Here is an 18,780-nt window from a genome sequence, read left to right on the forward strand (position 1 = left end):
GTGGGGTTCTCTCCTGGGCCCCATCGGCCCCACCCGCCTCGACGAGGAGAACGACATGACCGCCCAGACCGACACTTCGGGCTCCGTGACCGCCGTCTACAAGGTGACCGGCATGAGCTGCGGACACTGTGAAGGTTCCGTCTCCGCCGAGATCTCCGGGCTCGCCGGCGTCAGCTCGGTGACGGCCGTCGCGGCCAGCGGCGAGGTCACGGTCGTCTCCGCGGCCCCGCTCGACGAGGAGGCGGTCCGCGCCGCCGTCGACGAGGCGGGCTTCGAGCTCGCCGGCCGCGTCTGAGCGACCCGAGCAGCAGTACGCACGACGGAAGCGCATCTCTCCGCCGGGCCGCGCCGACCAGCTCATACTGGATCCGTACGGTCCGGTCCGTTGCCTGGAGTCCGGACATGACCACCAGCACCACCTCCGCGTCCGCCGCGGACACACCCATAGCCCCGCCGCCGTCGGCCGACGCGTCCGAGGTCGAGCTGCTCATCGGCGGCATGACGTGCGCCTCCTGCGCCGCCCGGGTCGAGAAGAAGCTCAACCGCATGGACGGCGTCACCGCCACCGTGAACTACGCGACCGAGAAGGCGAAGGTCACATACCCCCAGGGGGTTCAGGTCGCGGACCTGATCGCGACCGTCGTGAAGACCGGGTACACGGCCGAGGAGCCGGCCCCTCCGAGGCCGGAACAGCCGGTCCGGCCGGGACCGGCCGGACCGGAGCCGGACGCCACGGACGGCCGGGACCCCGAACTCGCCGCGCTCCGCCGGCGCCTGCTCGTCTCCGCGCTGCTCGCCGCCCCGGTCGTGCTGCTCGCCATGGTCCCGGCGCTGCAGTTCGACAACTGGCAGTGGCTTTCGCTGACGCTGGCCGCGCCCGTGGTCGTCTGGGGCGGCCTGCCGTTCCACCGGGCCGCCTGGACGAACGCCCGGCACGGCGCGGCCACCATGGACACGCTGGTCTCGCTCGGCACGCTGGCCGCCTTCGGCTGGTCGCTGTGGGCACTGTTCCTCGGCGACGCGGGCATGGCCGGCATGCACGACGAGTTCCGGTTCACGGTCTCCCGGACGGACGGCTCCGCCACGATCTACCTGGAGGTCGCCGCCGGGGTCGTCGCGCTGATCCTGCTCGGCCGCTACCTGGAGGCGCGCTCCAAGCGGCGGGCGGGAGCGGCCCTGAGGGCCCTGATGGAGCTGGGCGCCAAGGACGTGGCGGTGCTCAGGAACGGCCGTGAGGTACGGGTCCCGGTGGCGTCCCTGGCGGTCGGCGACCGGTTCGTCGTACGGCCCGGGGAGAAGATCGCCACCGACGGGACCGTGGCCGAGGGGGTCTCGGCGGTCGACGCCTCGATGCTGACCGGCGAGTCGGTGCCGGTGGACGTGAGCGCCGGCGACACCGTCACGGGCGCGACCGTCAACGCGGGCGGGCGGCTGGTGGTGACGGCCACCCGGGTCGGCGCGGACACCCAGCTGGCGCGGATGGCGCGGCTGGTGGAGGACGCCCAGAACGGCAAGGCCGAGGTGCAGCGGCTCGCCGACCGGATCTCCGCGGTGTTCGTGCCCGTCGTCATCCTGATCGCGCTCGCCACCTTCGGCGGCTGGCTCGGCGTCACCGGCGACACGGCCGCCGCGTTCACGGCCGCGGTCGCCGTGCTGATCATCGCCTGCCCGTGCGCGCTGGGGCTGGCCACGCCGACCGCGCTGATGGTCGGCACCGGCCGGGGCGCCCAGCTCGGCATCCTCATCAGGGGGCCCGAGGTGCTGGAGTCCACGCGCCGGGTCGACACCGTCGTGCTCGACAAGACCGGCACGGTGACCACCGGGCGGATGACCCTCCAGGAGGTGTACGCGGCCGAGGGCGTCGACGAGGACGAGGTGCTGCGGCTCGCGGGCGCCCTCGAACACGCCTCCGAGCACCCGGTCGCCAGGGCGATCGCCGCCGGAGCCGAGCAGCGGCTGGGGGAACTGCCCGGCGTCGAGCACTTCGAGAACGTGCCCGGGCGGGGCGTACGCGGCCGGGTGGCGGGCCGCGAGGTGGCCGTGGGCCGCCTCTTCGAGACCGTTCCCGAGGAGCTGGACCGGGCCCGCTCCCGGGCCGAGCGGGACGGGCGTACGGCCGTCCTGGCCGGCTGGGACGGGGTGGCACGCGGTGTCGTCGCGGTCGCCGACGCGGTCAAGGAGTCCAGCCCCGAGGCGGTGCGCGCGCTGCGCGCGCTCGGGCTGACGCCGGTGCTGCTGACCGGGGACAACCGGGCGGTGGCCGGGACGGTGGCACGGGCGGTCGGGATCGACCAGGAGCACGTGTTCGCCGAGGTGCTGCCCGAGGACAAGGTGGCGGTCGTACGACGGCTGCGGGACGAGGGGCGGACGGTCGCCATGGTCGGCGACGGGGTCAACGACGCGGCGGCGCTCGCCACCGCCGACCTGGGGCTGGCGATGGGCACCGGGACGGACGCGGCGATCGAGGCCGCCGACCTGACCCTGGTCCGCGGGGACCTGCGGGTGGCCGCGGACGCGATCCGGCTGTCCCGGCGGACCCTCGCCACCATCAAGGGCAACCTCGTGTGGGCCTTCGGCTACAACGTGGCCGCGCTCCCGCTCGCCGCCGCCGGACTGCTGAACCCGATGATCGCGGGGGCCGCGATGGCCTTCTCCTCCGTGTTCGTGGTGACCAACAGCCTGCGCCTGCGCACCTTCCGGTGAAAGTTACCGAGGGTTCGCCGCCTTGGATGTAGAAGTCCCCCTAGAGTCCGAAGCGCACCTCACATAAGCTCTTCACAAGGCTCGTGCATCATCCTTACGCTTGAGCTCCGATCGCTGTATCGGGGCTCTTGCGCATCTATCGGACATATGCAAGAGACGCAGATCACAGTGATGTGAACGTAACCATCGAAGGGGTTCGAAGGTCTAAGTTGGCGATGTCAGAGAAGCGTCTTGGGGGGCGCTGACCTGGCATCTGGGGATGTCTTGGGGGACTTCCTCAGAGATGCGTTGCCGGGGCACGTACGACGGGAAGCTTTGAGCGGCCCTCCCGTGCCGTGCGGGTCCCGGCAGATCGCACCGCATCACTGGCAGCACGACAAGGAGTACGGCGGGCGGTGCCCGTTGTGCTCAACGCAGCGATTCAGGCGCTGCCGCACCGAGCGCCCGGCCGGATCCCGTGGGGGGAATCCGCACCGGGACACGGGAAGGCGCCCTGGTCGCCGGCCCGTGGGGGGACCGGTGCTCCAGGGCGCCTTCTGCTATGCACGTACAGCGGGGGCGCCGTACCGGACGGCACCCCCGAGCGGAACGTGTCAGCGCTCCTCGACCGGGACGAAGTCGCGCTCGACGACGCCCGTGTAGATCTGGCGCGGGCGGCCGATGCGGGAACCCGGCTCCTTGATCATTTCCTGCCACTGGGCGATCCAGCCGGGCAGCCGACCGAGGGCGAACAGGACCGTGAACATCTCGGTCGGGAAGCCCATCGCGCGGTAGATCAGGCCGGTGTAGAAGTCGACGTTCGGGTAGAGGCTGCGCGAGACGAAGTAGTCGTCGGAGAGCGCGTGCTCCTCCAGCTTCAGGGCGATGTCCAGCAGTTCGTCGGACTTGCCGAGGGCGGAGAGCACGTCGTGCGCGGCGGCCTTGATGATCTTGGCGCGCGGGTCGAAGTTCTTGTAGACCCGGTGGCCGAAGCCCATCAGGCGGACGCCGTCCTCCTTGTTCTTCACCTTGCGGATGAAGGTGTCGACGTCGCCGCCGGTCGCCTGGATGCCCTCCAGCATCTCCAGGACGGACTGGTTGGCGCCGCCGTGCAGGGGGCCCCAGAGCGCGGAGATGCCGGCGGAGATCGACGCGAACATGTTCGCCTGGGACGAGCCGACCAGCCGGACCGTCGACGTCGAACAGTTCTGCTCGTGGTCCGCGTGCAGGATCAGCAGCTTGTCCAGGGCCGAGACGACGACCGGGTCGAGCTCGTAGTCCTGGGCCGGCACCGAGAACGTCATGCGCAGGAAGTTCTCCACGTAGGAGAGGTCGTTGCGCGGGTAGACGAAGGGGTGGCCGACCGACTTCTTGTACGCGTACGCGGCGATCGTCGGAAGCTTGGCGAGCAGGCGGATGGTGGAGAGGTCACGCTGCTTCGCGTCGAACGGGTTGTGGCTGTCCTGGTAGAAGGTGGACAGCGCCGAGACGACCGACGACAGCATCGCCATCGGGTGCGCGTCGCGCGGGAAGCCCCGGTAGAAGTTCTTGACGTCCTCGTGCAGCAGGGTGTGCCGCGTGATCTCGTTCTTGAACGTGGTGAGCTCGTCCACGGTCGGCAGCTCACCGTTGATCAGCAGGTAGGCCACCTCGAGGAAGGTGGAGCGCTCCGCCAGCTGCTCGATCGGGTAGCCGCGGTACCGGAGGATGCCGGCCTCGCCGTCGAGGTAGGTGACGGCGGATTTATAGGCAGCGGTGTTGCCGTAGCCGCTGTCCAGGGTCACGAGACCGGTCTGGGCGCGGAGCTTCCCGATGTCGAAGCCCTTGTCGCCGACGGTGCTGTCGACCACCGGGTAGGTGTACTCGCCGTCGCCGTACCGCAGTACTACAGAGTTGTCGCTCACGTCTTCCCTCACCGACGTAGTGCCTCATCTTCGAGGTGCCCTGACTGTCTCTACCATCCCCCATTTGGCTCAGGAGAGTGCACTCGGGGTCGACCATTGGGCCTATCGACGGCACTCAGTGCCGCCAACCTGCTCATCCTGCCCCCTTGTCCTCCCATCTGGAAGTGCCTTGTGACCTTCACGACTCATTTGATCGATCATTTTTTGTGATGCGTGGCGTCGAAAGCCTGAAGTCGAGTGCCGTACAGCGCCGACCTGCCGACACGGTGCGCACCGCCTGCCCGATCGCCTTGCGCGAACCGACCAGGACGACCAGCCGCTTGGCCCGGGTGACCGCCGTGTAGAGCAGGTTCCGCTGGAGCATCATCCACGCTCCCGTGGTGACCGGAATCACCACCGCGGGATATTCACTCCCCTGTGAACGGTGGATGGTCACCGCGTAGGCATGGGCCAGTTCGTCCAGTTCGTCGAATTCGTACGGCACCTCCTCGTCCTCGTCGGTCAGCACCGTCAGGCGCTGGTCGACCGGGTCCAGCGAGGTGACCACACCCACGGTGCCGTTGAAGACGCCGTTGCTGCCCTTCTCGTAGTTGTTGCGGATCTGGGTGACCTTGTCGCCGACCCGGAAGACCCGCCCGCCGAACCGCTTCTCGGCGAGGTCGGGGCGGGCCGGTGTGATGGCCTGCTGGAGGAGGCCGTTGAGCACACCGGCCCCCGCGGGCCCGCGGTGCATCGGCGCGAGCACCTGCACGTCCCGCCGCGGATCGAGCCCGAACCTGGCCGGCACGCGGCGGGCGGCGACGTCGACGGCGAGCTTCCCGGCCTCCTCCGTCTCGTCCTCCACGAAGAGGAAGAAGTCCTTCATGCCCTCGGTGACGGGCTGCTGTCCGGCGTTGATCCGGTGCGCGTTGGTCACCACCCCCGACTGCTGGGCCTGCCGGAAGACCCGGGTGAGCCGGACGGCCGGGATCGGGCCGCCGTCGGCGAGCAGGTCCCGCAGCACCTCCCCCGCTCCGACGCTGGGCAGCTGGTCGACGTCCCCGACGAAGAGGAGATGAGCACCGAGGGGTACGGCCTTCACCAGCTTGTTGGCGAGCAACAGGTCCAGCATGGACGCCTCGTCGACCACCACCAGGTCGGCGTCGAGCGGGCGGTCCCGGTCGTAGGCCGCGTCCCCGCCGGGCTTCAACTCGAGCAGCCGGTGCACGGTCGACGCGTCGGCGCCGGTCAGTTCGGCGAGCCGCTTGGCGGCACGGCCGGTGGGGGCGGCCAGCACCACCTTGGCCTTCTTCGCCCGCGCCAGCTCCACGATCGACCGGACGGTGAACGACTTGCCGCAGCCGGGGCCGCCGGTGAGGACAGCCACCTTCTCGGTCAACGCCAGCCGGACGGCGGCCTCCTGCTCGGGGGCGAGTTCGGTCCCCGTACGGTCCTTCAGCCAGCCCAGCGCCTTGTCCCAGGCGACGTCCCGGAACGCCGGCATCCGGTCCTCGCCGGTGCGCAGCAGCCGCAACAGCTGGGAGGCCAGGGCGACTTCGGCACGGTGGAAGGGGACGAGGTAGACGGCGGTGACGGGTTCGGCGTCCGGGCCGGGGACCCGCTCCCGTACGACACCCGGGTCCTCGCCGTCCTCCGGCTGCGCCGCCAGTTCGGCGAGGCAGTCGATGACGAGCCCGGTGTCGACCTGGAGCAGCTTGACCGCGTCCGCGATGAGCCGCTCCTCCGGGAGGTAGCAGTGCCCCTGGTCGGCGGACTGGGACAGCGCGTACTGGAGCCCCGCCTTCACCCGCTCCGGACTGTCATGGGGAATGCCGACGGACTGGGCGATCTTGTCGGCGGTGAGGAACCCGATGCCCCAGACGTCGGCGGCGAGCCGGTAGGGCTGGTTCTTCACGACGGAGATCGAGGCGTCCCCGTACTTCTTGTAGATCCGCACCGCGATCGACGTGGACACCTCGACGGTCTGGAGGAAGAGCATCACCTCCTTGATCGCCTTCTGTTCCTCCCAGGCGTCGGCGATCTTCTTCGTCCGCTTCGGTCCGAGGCCGGGCACCTCGACCAGCCGCTTCGGCTCCTCCTCGATGATCCGGAGGGTGTCGACGCCGAAGTGCTGGGTGATGCGGTCGGCGAACACCGGCCCGATGCCCTTGACCAGTCCGGAACCCAGATAACGCCGGATGCCCTGGACGGTGGCCGGCAGCACGGTCGTGTAGTTCTCGACGGTGAACTGCTTGCCGTACTGCGGGTGCGAGCCCCAGCGGCCCTCCATCCGCAGCGACTCCCCCACCTGGGCGCCGAGCAGCGCGCCGACGACCGTGAGGAGGTCGCCGGCGCCTCTGCCGGTGTCGACACGGGCCACGGTGTAGCCGTTGTCCTCGTTGGCGTACGTGATGCGTTCGAGCACGCCTTCGACGGTGGCGAGCCGCCGTTCGCCTGTGGGGGTCCCCGCCTGCTGAGCCATGGACCGACGGTACCGGTGGTGACTGACACCGGAGGGGGCGACCGGGGACGGGCGGGGGTGTCACCTACGTGTCGGATTCCTGCCAGCCCGGGCCGGGCAGCGGGTGGTTGAGTGACCCGCATGACGCTGAATCACCTGCTCCGTGACCAGGCCCTCGCCTTCCGCGCCCGACACGTCCCCGGACGTCCGCTGGTCCTGCCGAACGCCTGGGACGTCACCAGTGCCCGTCTCGTCGAGGACGCGGGAGCCGCCGCGGTGGCGACCACGAGCGCGGGGCTGGCCTGGGCCCTGGGCGCGGCGGACGGCGACCGGCTGGACCGGGACCGGGCCCTCGGTGCCGTCGCGCGCATCGCCGGGGCGGTCCGGGTGCCGGTGACCGCCGACATCGAGAGCGGCTACGCGCCGGACGCCACGGGCGTCGGCGACACGGTCCGCGCGGTGCTCGCGGCGGGCGCGGTCGGCGTCAACATCGAGGACGCGCGGTACGACGGTGGCGAGGGCCCGCTGCGGCCGGTCGCAGAACAGGCCGAGCGCATCGCCGCGGCCCGCGCGGCCGCGGACACGGCGGGCGTGCCGCTGTTCGTGAACGCCCGCATCGACACGTTCCTCTCCGGCACCGGCGGGGTGGCGGAGACCCTCGAACGAGCCGCCGCGTTCCTCGCCGCGGGCGCCGACGGGATCTTCGTCCCCGGCGCCGTCGCCCCGGACACCGTGAAGGCGCTGGTCGCGGGCGTCGACGGCCCGCTCAACATCATGGCGGGCCCCGGAGCGCCCCCGGTCGCCGACCTCGCCGCACTCGGCGTCGCCCGCGTCAGCGTCGGTTCGGCCATCGCCCAGGCCGCCCACGCCGTGATCCGCCGAGCCACCCGGGAACTCCTCGACTCGGGCACCTACACGTCACTGACGGAGGCCCTCGACTACGGCGAGCTGAACACGCTGCTGGGCGAAAACTAGACGCAGGCCCGGCCCTTCACCGCACCGAGGAAAGCGACGAAGACGGGGACGAGGCCGGGGAAGATGAGCGTGGCTCGGGCGGGGGCTTCGGAGTCAGGCGGGGGCTTCGGAGTCACGGGCGGAGATGCGGGCGGGGGCCTTGAAGTCACGGACGCAGGTGCGCGCGGGGCTGGTGGCCCGCGCCCGCATCTCCGTGCGCGAGGGCGCGCGGAACGTGCGCGCCCTGAGATCGCGTCCGTCACGTGCCGGACCAACCGGGGTGCAGGGCCTGCCGCAGCTGCTGACAGAGCCGTTCCACTTCGGCCGCCCGCGGGAAGCAGCCCGCCTCTCCCATGGCCACCTGCAACGTGGGGCCGAAGGCGTCGAACCGCGCCATGTCCTCGCCGCCGACGGGCTGGACGACGAAGTGGATGTGGCCGGGGACGCCGCCGGCGTGCGACCACAGGCATACGTACACCTGCTCAGGGCTCATCACCTCGGTGACCGCGGCGCTCACCTTCCGCAGCAGCGGCCCCAGTTCCGTGGACTCCTGCGGTGTCAGGTCGGCCAGGTGCAGCAGGTGCCGGACCGGCTTGACCACGAGGGTGCCCAGGCCCAGGGGGCCGACGCAGTGCTCGACGACCCAGAACTCCGTGCGCAGCACGGTCCCGCCGGGCAGCGGAGCCCGGCCCGTCATGAGATCGCACGCAAGACACTCGCCGCTCATCGACAACCTCCCCTGCCTGAACCCTCATTCGACCACGGCACACTGACCCCATGGACGCAGGTCTCGCCGCTCTGCTGGGTGCCGCCGTCGGTTCTCTCGCCACCCTCGGCGCCGCCGTCCTGAGCGGCAGGGCGCAGGCGCGGGCGCAGCACGAGCAGTGGCGTCGGCAGCACCGCAGGGACGCGTACGCCGCCTACCTCGGTGCGCTGCACGACCGCGACATCGCCATGGACGCGGTGCTCGACGCGCTGCGTCCCGACGAACCCGACCTGCCCGGCGTCGACGAGAAGGTGCGCCGCTTCGTCGGTCTGGCCCGCGAAGTGCACCGCGCCGCCGAGGTCGTCGTCCTCGAAGGCCCGGCCGCCCTCGCGGAAGCCGCCGACCGGATCACCCGCGCCTCCGCCGAACTGTCCGCAGTGATGCGGCGGATGGTGGACGACGCCCATGGGGGAGACACATCCCGCAAGGACGAGGACACCGCCCTCGCCACCGCGCGCGAGCGCGCCCTCTACCGGACGGTGGGCGACTTCCGGCTCGCCGCCCGCAGGGCCATCGGCAACACGGACTGACCCGCGACGCAACGGCCGGGGCCCCGGGGCGGCGCTGAGCCGTCGGCGCTGAGCCGTCGGCGCCGGGCCGTCGGTGAGCCGTCGGTAAAACCGCGGTCGCTCGGGTGGCGGGATCCGTGCGGGGCGGTAAGGGTGGGCGGCGGAGGACTTCTTCGCGCGCAGGGAGAGCTGGACATGCCCGAGATCACCACTCCGTACGCGACCGGCACCCCGTGCTGGGTCGATCTGATGGCGAAGGACCAGCAGGCGGCGCTGGACTTCTACCGGGACCTGTTCGGCTGGCAGGGCGAGGTCGGCGCGGCCGAGTTCGGCGGGTACGCGGTCTGCACGCTGCACGGCAAGCCGGTGGCCGGCATCGGCCCGGCGATGGCGCCCGACGGCGAGCCCGAGCCGCCGACCGTGTGGACCACCTACCTGGCCAGCACCGACGCGGAGGCCACCCAGGACACCATCGTCTCGGCGGGCGGCACCCTGCTGGCCCCGGTGATGGACGTCGGCACCCTCGGCCGGATGCTGATCGCCGCCGACCCGCAGGGCGCGGTGTTCGGGGTGTGGCAGCCGGGCGAGTTCCACGGCGCGGGCCTGGCCAACGAGCCGGGCACGCTGATCTGGAACGAGCTGAACACCAGCGACCTGCCCGCCGCCACCGGCTTCTACGGACAGTCCTTCGGCATCGAGATCCAGCCGATGGAGGGCGCGGAGGGCGACTACTGGTCCCTGAACGTGGGCGGCCGGGGTGTGGGCGGCGCCGCCCGGCTCGGCGACGACCGGCCCGGCACCCCGCCGCACTGGCTGACGTACTTCGCGGTGGACGACGTGGACTCCACCGTGGACGCGCTGGTCAAGCGGAACGGCACGGTGCTCGCGCCGCCGTTCGACATGATGGCCGGACGGATGTCGGTGGTCGCCGACCCGCAGGGCGCGGTCTTCGCGATCCTCGCGCCGAAGCCGATGGCCTGACGACGGCCCGACGACGGCCTGACGCGCAGAGCAGCCCCGCGCCGAAAGCAACAGGCCCGGACCCCCTTCTGCTTTCGGCGCTGCCGGAGATACCTCTGACGGGGTGACCGGCGGTACGGAAGCGTAAGGGGACGGGTCTTGGCAGGAAACGAGCAGGTCCCGCAGGGCTGGCAGGTGGACTCGCGCTGCGCGAACTGCGATGTCGCACGGCAGCTGGCCCCTGGGCTGATCGGTGAGGCGGGCGGCCGTTCGGTCGTACTGCGCCAGCCGCGCGACGCCGCGGAGGCCGCGCGGCTGCACGCGGCCGCGCACGCCTGTCCCACGCGCTCCGTGCGTCCCCCCGGCGGGCGCCTCGACCCGGCGCGGGACCCGTTCCCGCTGGCCCTGGACGCCACGGTGGCGCTGTGCGGGCACAACTCCCCGCACACCGCCGGCGCCAACTCCTATCTCCTGCGCCGCCCCGACGGCACGTCGATGATGGTGGACACGCCTCGCTGGAGCCCGGCCCTCGCCGCCCGCCACGAGGCGTCCGGCCCGGTCACCGACGTCCTGCTCACCCACCGCGACCACGCCGCACACGGCCGCCGGTACGCCGCCCGGTTCGGCGCCCGCCTCTGGATCCACGAGGGCGACCTCGACGCCGCCCCGGACGCCGACCGCGTACTGCGCGGCACCGCACCGACGGAGATCGGGGACGGCGTGCTCGCCCTCCCCTTCCCCGGCCACACGCGCGGCAGCGTGCTCTACCTCGCCGACGACCGGTACTGCTTCAGCGGCGACAGCTTCTACTGGTCGCGTACGACGGCGGACATCGAGGTCGCCGAGAGCGTCACCTGGTACTCGATCCGCGAACTGGCCGCCTCCCTGACCCGGACCGCGGACCGGCTGCGCTTCGAATGGCTGCTCCCGGGCCACGGCGACCGCCGCCGCCTGCCCGCGGACGACATGGCGGCCCGCCTGCGGCGACTGGCGGCCCGTACCCACGCCCTGCGCCCCCGCCCGGTGGACTTCACCGCGGTGCGCTGGTGACGACCGCCTTCCCCTGACCCCGGCGGCCCGCACCCCCTGACCCGGCGGCCCGCACCCCTCACCTCGGTGACCCGCACCCCCTGACCCCGGCGGCCTGCACCCCTCACCTCGGTGACCCGCACCCCCTGACCCCGGTGGCTCGCACCGCCTGACCCGCGACGCGCTCAGTCACGATTCGGTTTCGGCCACCTCCACCCCCTTGCCCCGCACGCATGTAATCGATTCCAATCCTCGGTACACGCCACCGTGTAATCGATTCCAAGCACGGTGCACGAGTTCCACGAGGAGGTGGAGCGGCGATGGCGAGCATCAAGGACGTCGCTGCCGCGGCCGGGGTTTCCGTCGCCACGGTGTCGCGCGTCCTGAACGACCATCCGTCGGTCAGCGACGACGCCCGTACCCGGGTACGGGCCGCCGTCGCGGCGCTGGGCTACCGCCCGAACGCCGTCGCCCGTTCCCTGCGCACCGACCAGACCCGCACCCTCGGCCTGGTCATCAGCGACGTGCTCAACCCGTACTTCACCGAGCTGGCCCGCTCCGTGGAGGAGGCGGCCCGCGCCCTCGGCTACAGCGTCATCATCGGCAACGCCGACGAACGGCCCGAGCTCCAGGACCACCACGTGCGGACCCTGCTCGACCGGCGGATCGACGGGCTGCTGGTCTCCCCCACCGACGGCGGTTCGCCGCTCATGCTGGAGGCAGCCCGCGGCGGCACGCCGATGGTGTTCGTCGACCGGTGGATCCCGGGCGTCGACGTGCCGGTGGTCCGCTCGGACGGCCGGGCCGCCGTCCGGGACCTGGTGGCGCACCTGCACGGGCTGGGGCACCGACGGCTGGCGATCATCGCGGGGCCGGCGGCCACCACCACCGGCAGCGAGCGGGTACGGGCCTTCCGGGAGGCCCTCGCCGAGTACGGTGTCCCGCTCCCCGAGGCCTACATAGGCCAGGGCGACTTCCAGGCCGAGAGCGGCCGGCGGGTCACCGAGGGCTTCCTCGACCTGCCCGAGCCGCCTCAGGTCGTCTTCGCCGCCGACAACCTGATGGCGCTGGGCGCGCTGGACGCGGTCCGGGCGCGCGGGCTGCGGGTGCCCGACGACATGGCGCTGGCCGCGTTCGACGACATCCCGTGGTTCGTGCACACCGACCCGCCCGTCACGGCCATCGCGCAGCCGACCGGCGAGCTGGGGCGCGCCGCGGTACGGGCGCTGGTCGACCGTATCGAGGGGCGGCCTCCGCAGTCCGTGACCCTCCCCGCCCGGCTCGTCGTACGCCGTTCGTGCGGCGAGAACCCGGACCAGAACGTTCAGAACAGGAGCCAGTCGTGAGCAACCAGGACGAGTTGCTGCGCATCGAGGGCATAAGGAAGACCTTCCCCGGCGTGGTCGCGCTCGACAGCGTCGACTTCGACCTGCGCCGCGGCGAGGTGCACGTACTCCTCGGTGAGAACGGCGCGGGCAAGAGCACCCTCATCAAGATGCTCTCCGGCGCCTACACGCCCGACGCGGGGCGGATCCTGGCCGACGGCGAGGAGGTGCGCATCCACGGTGCGCAGGACTCCGAGCGGCTCGGGATCGCGACGATCTACCAGGAGTTCAACCTCGTACCGGACCTCACGGTCGCCGAGAACATCTTCCTGGGCCGACAGCCGCGCCGCTTCGGGGTGATCGACCGCAAGCGGATGGAGGCCGACGCCGAGGTCCTGCTGCGGCGGGTCGGGGTCGACGTGTCGCCGCGGGCGCGGGTGCGCGAACTCGGTATCGCCCGTCTCCAGATGGTCGAGATCGCCAAGGCGCTCAGCCTGGACGCGCGGGTGCTCATCATGGACGAGCCGACCGCGGTGCTCACCTCCGACGAGGTGGAGAAGCTCTTCACGATCGTGCGCCGACTGCGCGCGGACGGCGTCGGGATCGTCTTCATCACGCACCACCTGGAGGAGATCGCCGCCCTGGGGGACCGGGTGACGGTGATCCGGGACGGGAAGAGCGTGGGCCAGGTGCCCGCCGCCACCCCCGAGGACGAGCTGGTCCGGCTGATGGTCGGGCGTTCCATCGAGCAGCAGTACCCGCGCGAGCGGGCCGAGACGGGCGCCGCGCTGCTGTCCGTGGAGGGGCTGACCCGGGACGGTGTCTTCCACGACGTGAGCTTCGAGGTGCACGCCGGCGAGGTCGTCGGCGTCGCGGGCCTGGTGGGCGCCGGACGTACGGAGGTGGTGCGGGCCGTGTTCGGTGCCGACCCCTACGACAAGGGGGCCGTCCGGGTCTCCGGTACGACGCTGAAGCGGCACGACGTGAACGCGGCCATGTCCGCCGGGATCGGCCTCGTCCCCGAGGACCGCAAGGGGCAGGGCCTGGTCCTGGACGCCTCCGTCGAGGAGAACCTCGGCCTGGTGACCTTGCGGAAGGCCACCCGGGCCGGGATCGTCGATCTCAGGGCGCAGCATGCCGCCGCCGAGCGGATCGCCGGGCAGCTGGGCGTCCGGATGGCGGGCCTCGGCCAGCACGTGCGCACGTTGTCCGGCGGCAACCAGCAGAAGGTCGTCATCGGCAAGTGGCTGCTCGCCGACACCAAGGTGCTGATCCTCGACGAGCCCACCCGCGGCATCGACGTCGGCGCCAAGGTCGAGATCTACCAACTGATCAATGAGCTGACGGCCGCCGGGGCCGCCGTACTGATGATCTCCAGCGATCTGCCCGAGGTGCTCGGTATGAGCGACCGGGTGCTGGTGATGGCGCAGGGCCGGCTCGCGGGCGAACTGACCGCGGAAGAGGCCACCCAGGACGCCGTGATGGCGCTCGCCGTCAGCAACCCCACCATGACCGACAAGGAGGCCGCTCGTGGCCACTGACACGCTCAAGAGCAGCACTACGGGCGCCGGTGGCGTACGCCGGCTGCTCCTCGACAACGGCGCGCTCACCGCGCTGATCGTCCTCGTCATCGCCATGTCGGCGCTGTCCGGGGACTTCCTGACCACCGACAACCTGCTGAACGTCGGCGTCCAGGCCGCCGTGACGGCCATCCTCGCCTTCGGCGTGACCTTCGTGATCGTGTCGGCCGGCATCGACCTGTCGGTCGGCTCGGTGGCGGCCCTGTCGGCGACCGTGCTGGCCTGGAGCGCGACCCAGAACGGGGTGCCGGTCGTCATCGCGGTGGTCCTCGCGGTCCTCACCGGTGTCGCGGCCGGGCTCCTGAACGGCTTCCTCATCGCGTACGGCAGGCTGCCGTCGTTCATCGCGACGCTCGCGATGCTGTCGGTGGCGCGCGGTCTGTCGCTGGTGATCTCCGGGGGCTCCCCGATCGCGTTCCCCGACTCGGTCTCGCACCTCGGTGACACGCTCGGCGGCTGGCTGCCGGTGCCGGTGCTCGTCATGGTCGTGATGGGGCTGATCGCGGCCTTCGTGCTGGGCCGGACCTACATCGGCCGTTCCATGTACGCCATCGGCGGCAACGAGGAGGCCGCCCGGCTGTCCGGGCTGCGGGTGTCACGCCAGAAGCTCGCCATCTACGCGCTGTCCGGGCTGTTCGCGGCCGTCGCGGGCATCGTGCTGGCCGCCCGGCTGTCGTCCGCGCAGCCGCAGGCCGCCAACGGCTACGAGCTGGACGCGATCGCCGCGGTCGTCATCGGCGGCGCCTCGCTGGCCGGCGGCACGGGCAAGGCGTCCGGGACGCTGATCGGCGCGCTGATCCTCGCGGTGCTGCGCAACGGCCTCAACCTGCTCAACGTCTCCGCGTTCTGGCAGCAGGTCGTCATCGGTGTCGTCATCGCGCTGGCGGTGCTCCTCGACACCATGCGCCGCAAGGCCGGGGCCACCCCGGCGGCGCCCCGGATCGGCGGGAGCAAGGGGAAGCAGGCCGGGACGTACGCGCTCGCGGTGGTCATCACCGTGGCGCTGGCGGCCGCGACCTCCCTGCTGCACACGGGCTCCGCCTCCAGCACGCCGAAGGTCGGGCTGTCGCTGTCCACCCTGAACAACCCGTTCTTCGTGCAGATCCGGTCCGGGGCCGAGGCCGAGGCGAAGAAGCTGGGCGTGGACCTGACCGTCACGGACGCCCAGAACGACGCCTCGCAGCAGGCCAACCAGTTGCAGAACTTCACCAGTTCCGGGCTCGGCGCGATCATCGTCAACCCGGTGGACTCGGACGCGGCGAGCAACTCCGTGAAGGCCGCCGACAAGGCGGACATCCCCGTCGTCGCCGTCGACCGGGGCGTCAACGGCGCCAAGACCGACACGCTGGTCGCCTCCGACAACGTCAGGGGCGGTGAGCTGGCCGCGCAGACGATCGCGGACAAGCTCAACGGCCACGGCAAGATCGTGATCCTGCAGGGCCAGGCCGGCACCTCCGCCGCCCGGGAGCGGGCGCAGGGCTTCGCCAACGGGCTCAAGGCCTACCCCGGTATCCAGGTGGTGGCGCAGCAGCCGGCCGACTTCGACCGCACCAAGGGCCTCGACGTGATGTCGAACCTGCTCCAGGCCCACCCGGACATCCAGGGTGTCGTCGCCGCCAACGACGAGATGGCGCTCGGCGCGATCAAGGCGCTGGGTTCCAAGGCCGGCACGTCCGTCTCGGTGGTCGGCTTCGACGGCACCCCGGACGGCCTGACCGCGGTCAAGAACGGCACGCTGTACGCCTCGGTCGCGCAGCAGCCCTCGCAGCTCGGGAAGATCGCCGTGGACAGCGCGCTCAAGGCGATCCAGGACAAGAGGATCGACCCGACGATCAAGGTGCCGGTGAAGGTGATCACGAAGGCCAACGTGGCGGGCTTCACGGGCTGAGGCACCGACGATTCACCGCCGAGGCACTGCCGAGGCACTGCCGGGACGGCCGGGGCGTTCACTTCGGTGTGCGGCCCGGCCGCCTCGTCGCTCATTCGCATAGGGAGTCATGTGATGTACGACTACGACCTCCTGGTCGTGGGATCGGCCAACGCCGACCTGGTCATCGAGGTCGACCGGCGGCCGGCCGCCGGTGAGACGGTGCTCGGCGGGGACCTCGCCACGCACCCCGGCGGCAAGGGCGCGAACCAGGCGGTCGCCGCCGCCCGGCTCGGCGCCCGTACCGCCCTGCTGGCCCGGGTCGGTGACGACGCGCACGGCAGGCTGCTGCTCGACTCGCAGCGGGCGGCCGGGGCGGACACGGCCGGCGTACTGGTCGGCGGGGCGCCGACGGGCGTCGCGCTGATCACCGTGGACCCCTCCGGCGACAACAGCATCGTGGTGTCCCCCGGCGCCAACGGGCGTCTCACGCCTGCGGACGTACGGGCCGCGGCCGGCCTCCTGGGCGCCTCCCGGGTGGTCTCCGCTCAGCTGGAGATCCCACTGGAGACGGTGGTGGAGGTGGTCCGGGGCATGGCACCCGGCAGCCGTTTCGTGCTGAACCCGTCGCCGCCGCTGCCGCTGCCCGCCGAGGTGCTGGCGGCCTGCGACCCGCTGATCGTCAACGAGCACGAGGCGAAGGTGATCCTCGGCGGGGCGGGCGCGGACGGGGAGCCGGCCGACTGGGCGCGGCTGCTGCTCGCGAAGGGTCCGAGGTCGGTGGTGGTGACGCTGGGCGCGGACGGCGCGCTGGTGGCCGACGGCCACGGCGTGACGGCGGTGCCGTCCGTGAAGGTGGCCGCGGTGGACACCACGGGCGCCGGGGACGCGTTCACGGCGGCCCTCGCGGTACGGCTGGGCGCCGGCGCGTCGCTGCCGGAGGCGGCGGCGTACGCGGCCCGGGTCGGGGCGGCGGCGGTGACACGGCGGGGTGCGCAGGAGTCGTACCCGACGGCGGCGGAGGTCGAGGCGCTGTGAGGAAGGCGGGCATTCTCAACCGTCATCTCGCCGGTGCGCTGGCCGAGTTGGGGCACGGGCACGGGGTGCTGGTCTGCGACGCCGGGATGCCGATCCCGCACGGTCCGCGGGTCGTGGACCTCGCCTTCCGGGCCGGGGTGCCGTCCTTCGCCGAGGTGCTGGAGGGGCTGCTGGAAGAGCTGGTCGTGGAGGGCGCGACGGCGGCGACGGAGGTCCGCGAGGCCAATCCGGCCGCGGCCGCGCTCCTGGACGGCCACTTCCCCGGCCTGTCCCTGGTCCCGCACGAACACCTGAAGGAACTGTCGGCGGACGCGCACCTGATCGTCCGCACAGGCGAGGCCCGCCCGTACGCGAACGTACTGCTGCGCTGCGGGGTGTTCTTCTAGGACCTGTCTGACAATTCGCGTCGTCGCCCGAAGGGCGGCCGCGCGGCGTCAGGTGCGTGCTCTGGGGGTCCCCCCCCCCCGGCCGGAGGCTGGGGGAGTGCCGGCCCCAGGCCCCCGTACTGGGCGTACTCGGGTCTGGGGCCGGTGCGGCGAGAGTGCGTGCATGGCGTCGCGCGGCAGACGCCAATTGTCAGACAGGGCCTAGGGACCGCCGGCGCCTCGGCGCCCGGCCTCGACGGTCAGTTACCGGCCTTCTTGTCGAACCATCCGAGCGACCGGATGACGGACGCGCCGATGAAGAGGATGCCGAGAGGAACGACCGTGAACCAGGCCGCGGCGGCCTTCATGGCCGCGAGCAGGGCGATGGCACCGATGGCCAACGCCAGGAGCACGAGCATTCCCACCAGGACACGAATCTTGGAAACCAACGAAGGACTCTCCCCTGTGCGGCTGGGCGCTACTGACGGACGAGCGTTCGCCACCACCCGTCGGACCGCCGGCGACGGTTGCCCAGCGGGAAAGCGGCAAGCTCCCCCGGCGTGACCCCACGGCTCCGCCGGGAAGCTGATGGGGGCGAGTCTCCCAGCGCTGCCTTCCGGAGTCGCCAGTAGAACTACGTAATCGCCTACGCAGGTGCACCGGTACGCGGCCGAGGCCGTCGGCCTCCCGGCCGCACTCGCGCCCGGCCTCGCCGCGGCACGAGCAGCACCTCGACCAGCACGCCCACCGCCGGTCCGCGCGGGCCGGTTCGGCGCCCCGGTGTTCGCCGTCCGCCTACGCGCCGGGTGGGCGGAAGTCGACCTGGCGGCGGGTGGCCTCGTCGACCTCGTCGAGGGTGAGGAGGGGCGTGGCCCGGGTGCGGAGCGCGCCGCTGGCCTTGACGCTGAGGCTCGCGGCGGCCATGGAGACGGAGTCGGGGAGGTCGAGGACGCACACGAGGTCGTCCTCCCCGAAGGCGAAGTACATGGCCTCGACGGTCCCGCCGAGGCCGGCGACCACCCGCTCGACGGCCGCACGACGACCGCTCGCCCCCTCCCTGAGCAGGCCCTTGGTCCCCTCGGGGGTGTAGCTGGCCTGGATGAGGAACTTCGGCATCGGGAACTCCCTGCCCGTGACGTGTCCGACGTGCAACAAGCCCTTCCCGCCGGCACGCCCGCCACCGGTCTCCGAACGGCCGGATTCATCCGTACGGCACATCGTCGGCGGCCACATCATGGGCGTCGACGCTCCCCCGCGCCCCCGTCGCGCTGCCGCGCCCCGCTTGTGCGGGTCCGGCGCGGCCGGTTCGGATGGGGCCGAGGAGCACGAAAGCCGGGACAGGGTTGTAGCGATCATGACAA

General features: G+C 71.8%; 16 protein-coding genes. 11 read left to right on the plus strand and 5 right to left on the minus strand.

The genetic code is table 11. The features are described from left to right. Positions 1-55 precede the first annotated feature (55 nt). Both MB828_RS18555 and MB828_RS18560 read left to right on the plus strand, forming a co-directional pair. On the plus strand, positions 56-295 hold the full coding sequence (locus MB828_RS18555) for a heavy-metal-associated domain-containing protein (protein ID WP_133021828.1): 240 nt from the start codon (positions 56-58) through the stop codon (positions 293-295). A 107-nt stretch (positions 296-402) separates the two neighbouring features. Next, positions 403-2,703, plus strand: a complete 2,301-nt coding sequence (locus MB828_RS18560; protein ID WP_301649195.1) for a heavy metal translocating P-type ATPase — start codon at positions 403-405, stop codon at positions 2,701-2,703. Positions 2,704-3,296: 593 nt separating this feature from the next. On the opposite strand, the gene MB828_RS18565 is transcribed toward MB828_RS18560, so the two are convergent. Both MB828_RS18565 and recD2 read right to left on the minus strand, forming a co-directional pair. Further along, positions 3,297-4,586, minus strand: coding sequence for a citrate synthase (locus MB828_RS18565; RefSeq protein ID WP_046731492.1), 1,290 nt, complete (start codon positions 4,584-4,586; stop codon positions 3,297-3,299). 178 nt (positions 4,587-4,764) lie between these two features. Beyond that, a complete protein-coding gene (recD2, locus tag MB828_RS18570; protein ID WP_301649196.1) occupies positions 4,765-7,047 on the minus strand; it encodes an SF1B family DNA helicase RecD2 in 2,283 nt (760 codons plus the stop codon). 120 nt (positions 7,048-7,167) lie between these two features. Here recD2 and MB828_RS18575 point away from each other — a divergent pair, with 120 nt between their 5' ends. Continuing rightward, positions 7,168-8,001 (plus strand): isocitrate lyase/PEP mutase family protein, encoded by an 834-nt coding sequence (locus tag MB828_RS18575; protein WP_301649197.1) that lies wholly within the window; start codon positions 7,168-7,170, stop codon positions 7,999-8,001. 238 nt (positions 8,002-8,239) lie between these two features. Here the strand turns inward: MB828_RS18575 and MB828_RS18580 are convergent, their stop codons facing one another. After that, positions 8,240-8,677 carry an HIT family protein gene (locus MB828_RS18580; RefSeq protein ID WP_301649198.1) on the minus strand — a complete coding sequence of 146 codons (438 nt, stop codon included), beginning with the start codon at positions 8,675-8,677 and terminating at the stop codon, positions 8,240-8,242. Positions 8,678-8,757: 80 nt separating this feature from the next. Between MB828_RS18580 and MB828_RS18585 the strand changes: the two genes are divergently transcribed. From MB828_RS18585 to rbsD, 8 genes are all read left to right on the plus strand, one after another. Beyond that, entirely contained in the window at positions 8,758-9,276 is a 519-nt protein-coding gene (locus MB828_RS18585; protein WP_301649199.1) for a proline dehydrogenase, read from the plus strand. Positions 9,277-9,450: 174 nt separating this feature from the next. Further along, a complete protein-coding gene (locus MB828_RS18590; RefSeq protein WP_301649200.1) occupies positions 9,451-10,236 on the plus strand; it encodes a VOC family protein in 786 nt (261 codons plus the stop codon). Positions 10,237-10,374: 138 nt separating this feature from the next. Further along, positions 10,375-11,265, plus strand: coding sequence for a 4Fe-4S domain-containing protein (locus MB828_RS18595; protein ID WP_301649201.1), 891 nt, complete (start codon positions 10,375-10,377; stop codon positions 11,263-11,265). A 299-nt stretch (positions 11,266-11,564) separates the two neighbouring features. After that, positions 11,565-12,590: a LacI family DNA-binding transcriptional regulator gene (locus MB828_RS18600; RefSeq protein ID WP_301649202.1), complete on the plus strand. Its 1,026-nt coding sequence runs from the start codon at positions 11,565-11,567 to the stop codon at positions 12,588-12,590. Further along, positions 12,587-14,110, plus strand: a complete 1,524-nt coding sequence (locus MB828_RS18605) for a sugar ABC transporter ATP-binding protein (protein ID WP_133021819.1) — start codon at positions 12,587-12,589, stop codon at positions 14,108-14,110. The genes MB828_RS18600 and MB828_RS18605 overlap by 4 nt, the downstream gene beginning before the upstream one ends. Next, on the plus strand, positions 14,100-16,037 hold the full coding sequence (locus tag MB828_RS18610) for an ABC transporter permease/substrate-binding protein (protein WP_301649203.1): 1,938 nt from the start codon (positions 14,100-14,102) through the stop codon (positions 16,035-16,037). Before MB828_RS18605 ends, MB828_RS18610 begins: the two co-directional genes overlap by 11 nt. Positions 16,038-16,151: 114 nt before the next feature. Continuing rightward, on the plus strand, positions 16,152-17,054 hold the full coding sequence (locus tag MB828_RS18615; protein WP_301649204.1) for a ribokinase: 903 nt from the start codon (positions 16,152-16,154) through the stop codon (positions 17,052-17,054). Next, entirely contained in the window at positions 17,051-17,440 is a 390-nt protein-coding gene (gene rbsD, locus MB828_RS18620; protein WP_133021816.1) for a D-ribose pyranase, read from the plus strand. The genes MB828_RS18615 and rbsD overlap by 4 nt, the downstream gene beginning before the upstream one ends. Positions 17,441-17,679: 239 nt before the next feature. On the opposite strand, the gene MB828_RS18625 is transcribed toward rbsD, so the two are convergent. Beyond that, positions 17,680-17,838 (minus strand): hypothetical protein, encoded by a 159-nt coding sequence (locus MB828_RS18625; RefSeq protein ID WP_301649205.1) that lies wholly within the window; start codon positions 17,836-17,838, stop codon positions 17,680-17,682. Positions 17,839-18,214: 376 nt separating this feature from the next. Next, positions 18,215-18,535: a GYD domain-containing protein gene (locus tag MB828_RS18630; protein WP_133021814.1), complete on the minus strand. Its 321-nt coding sequence runs from the start codon at positions 18,533-18,535 to the stop codon at positions 18,215-18,217. Positions 18,536-18,780 lie beyond the last annotated feature (245 nt).

Origin of the sequence: Streptomyces arenae, from assembly GCF_022343545.1 — a bacterium.
GTDB lineage: Bacteria > Actinomycetota > Actinomycetes > Streptomycetales > Streptomycetaceae > Streptomyces > Streptomyces humi.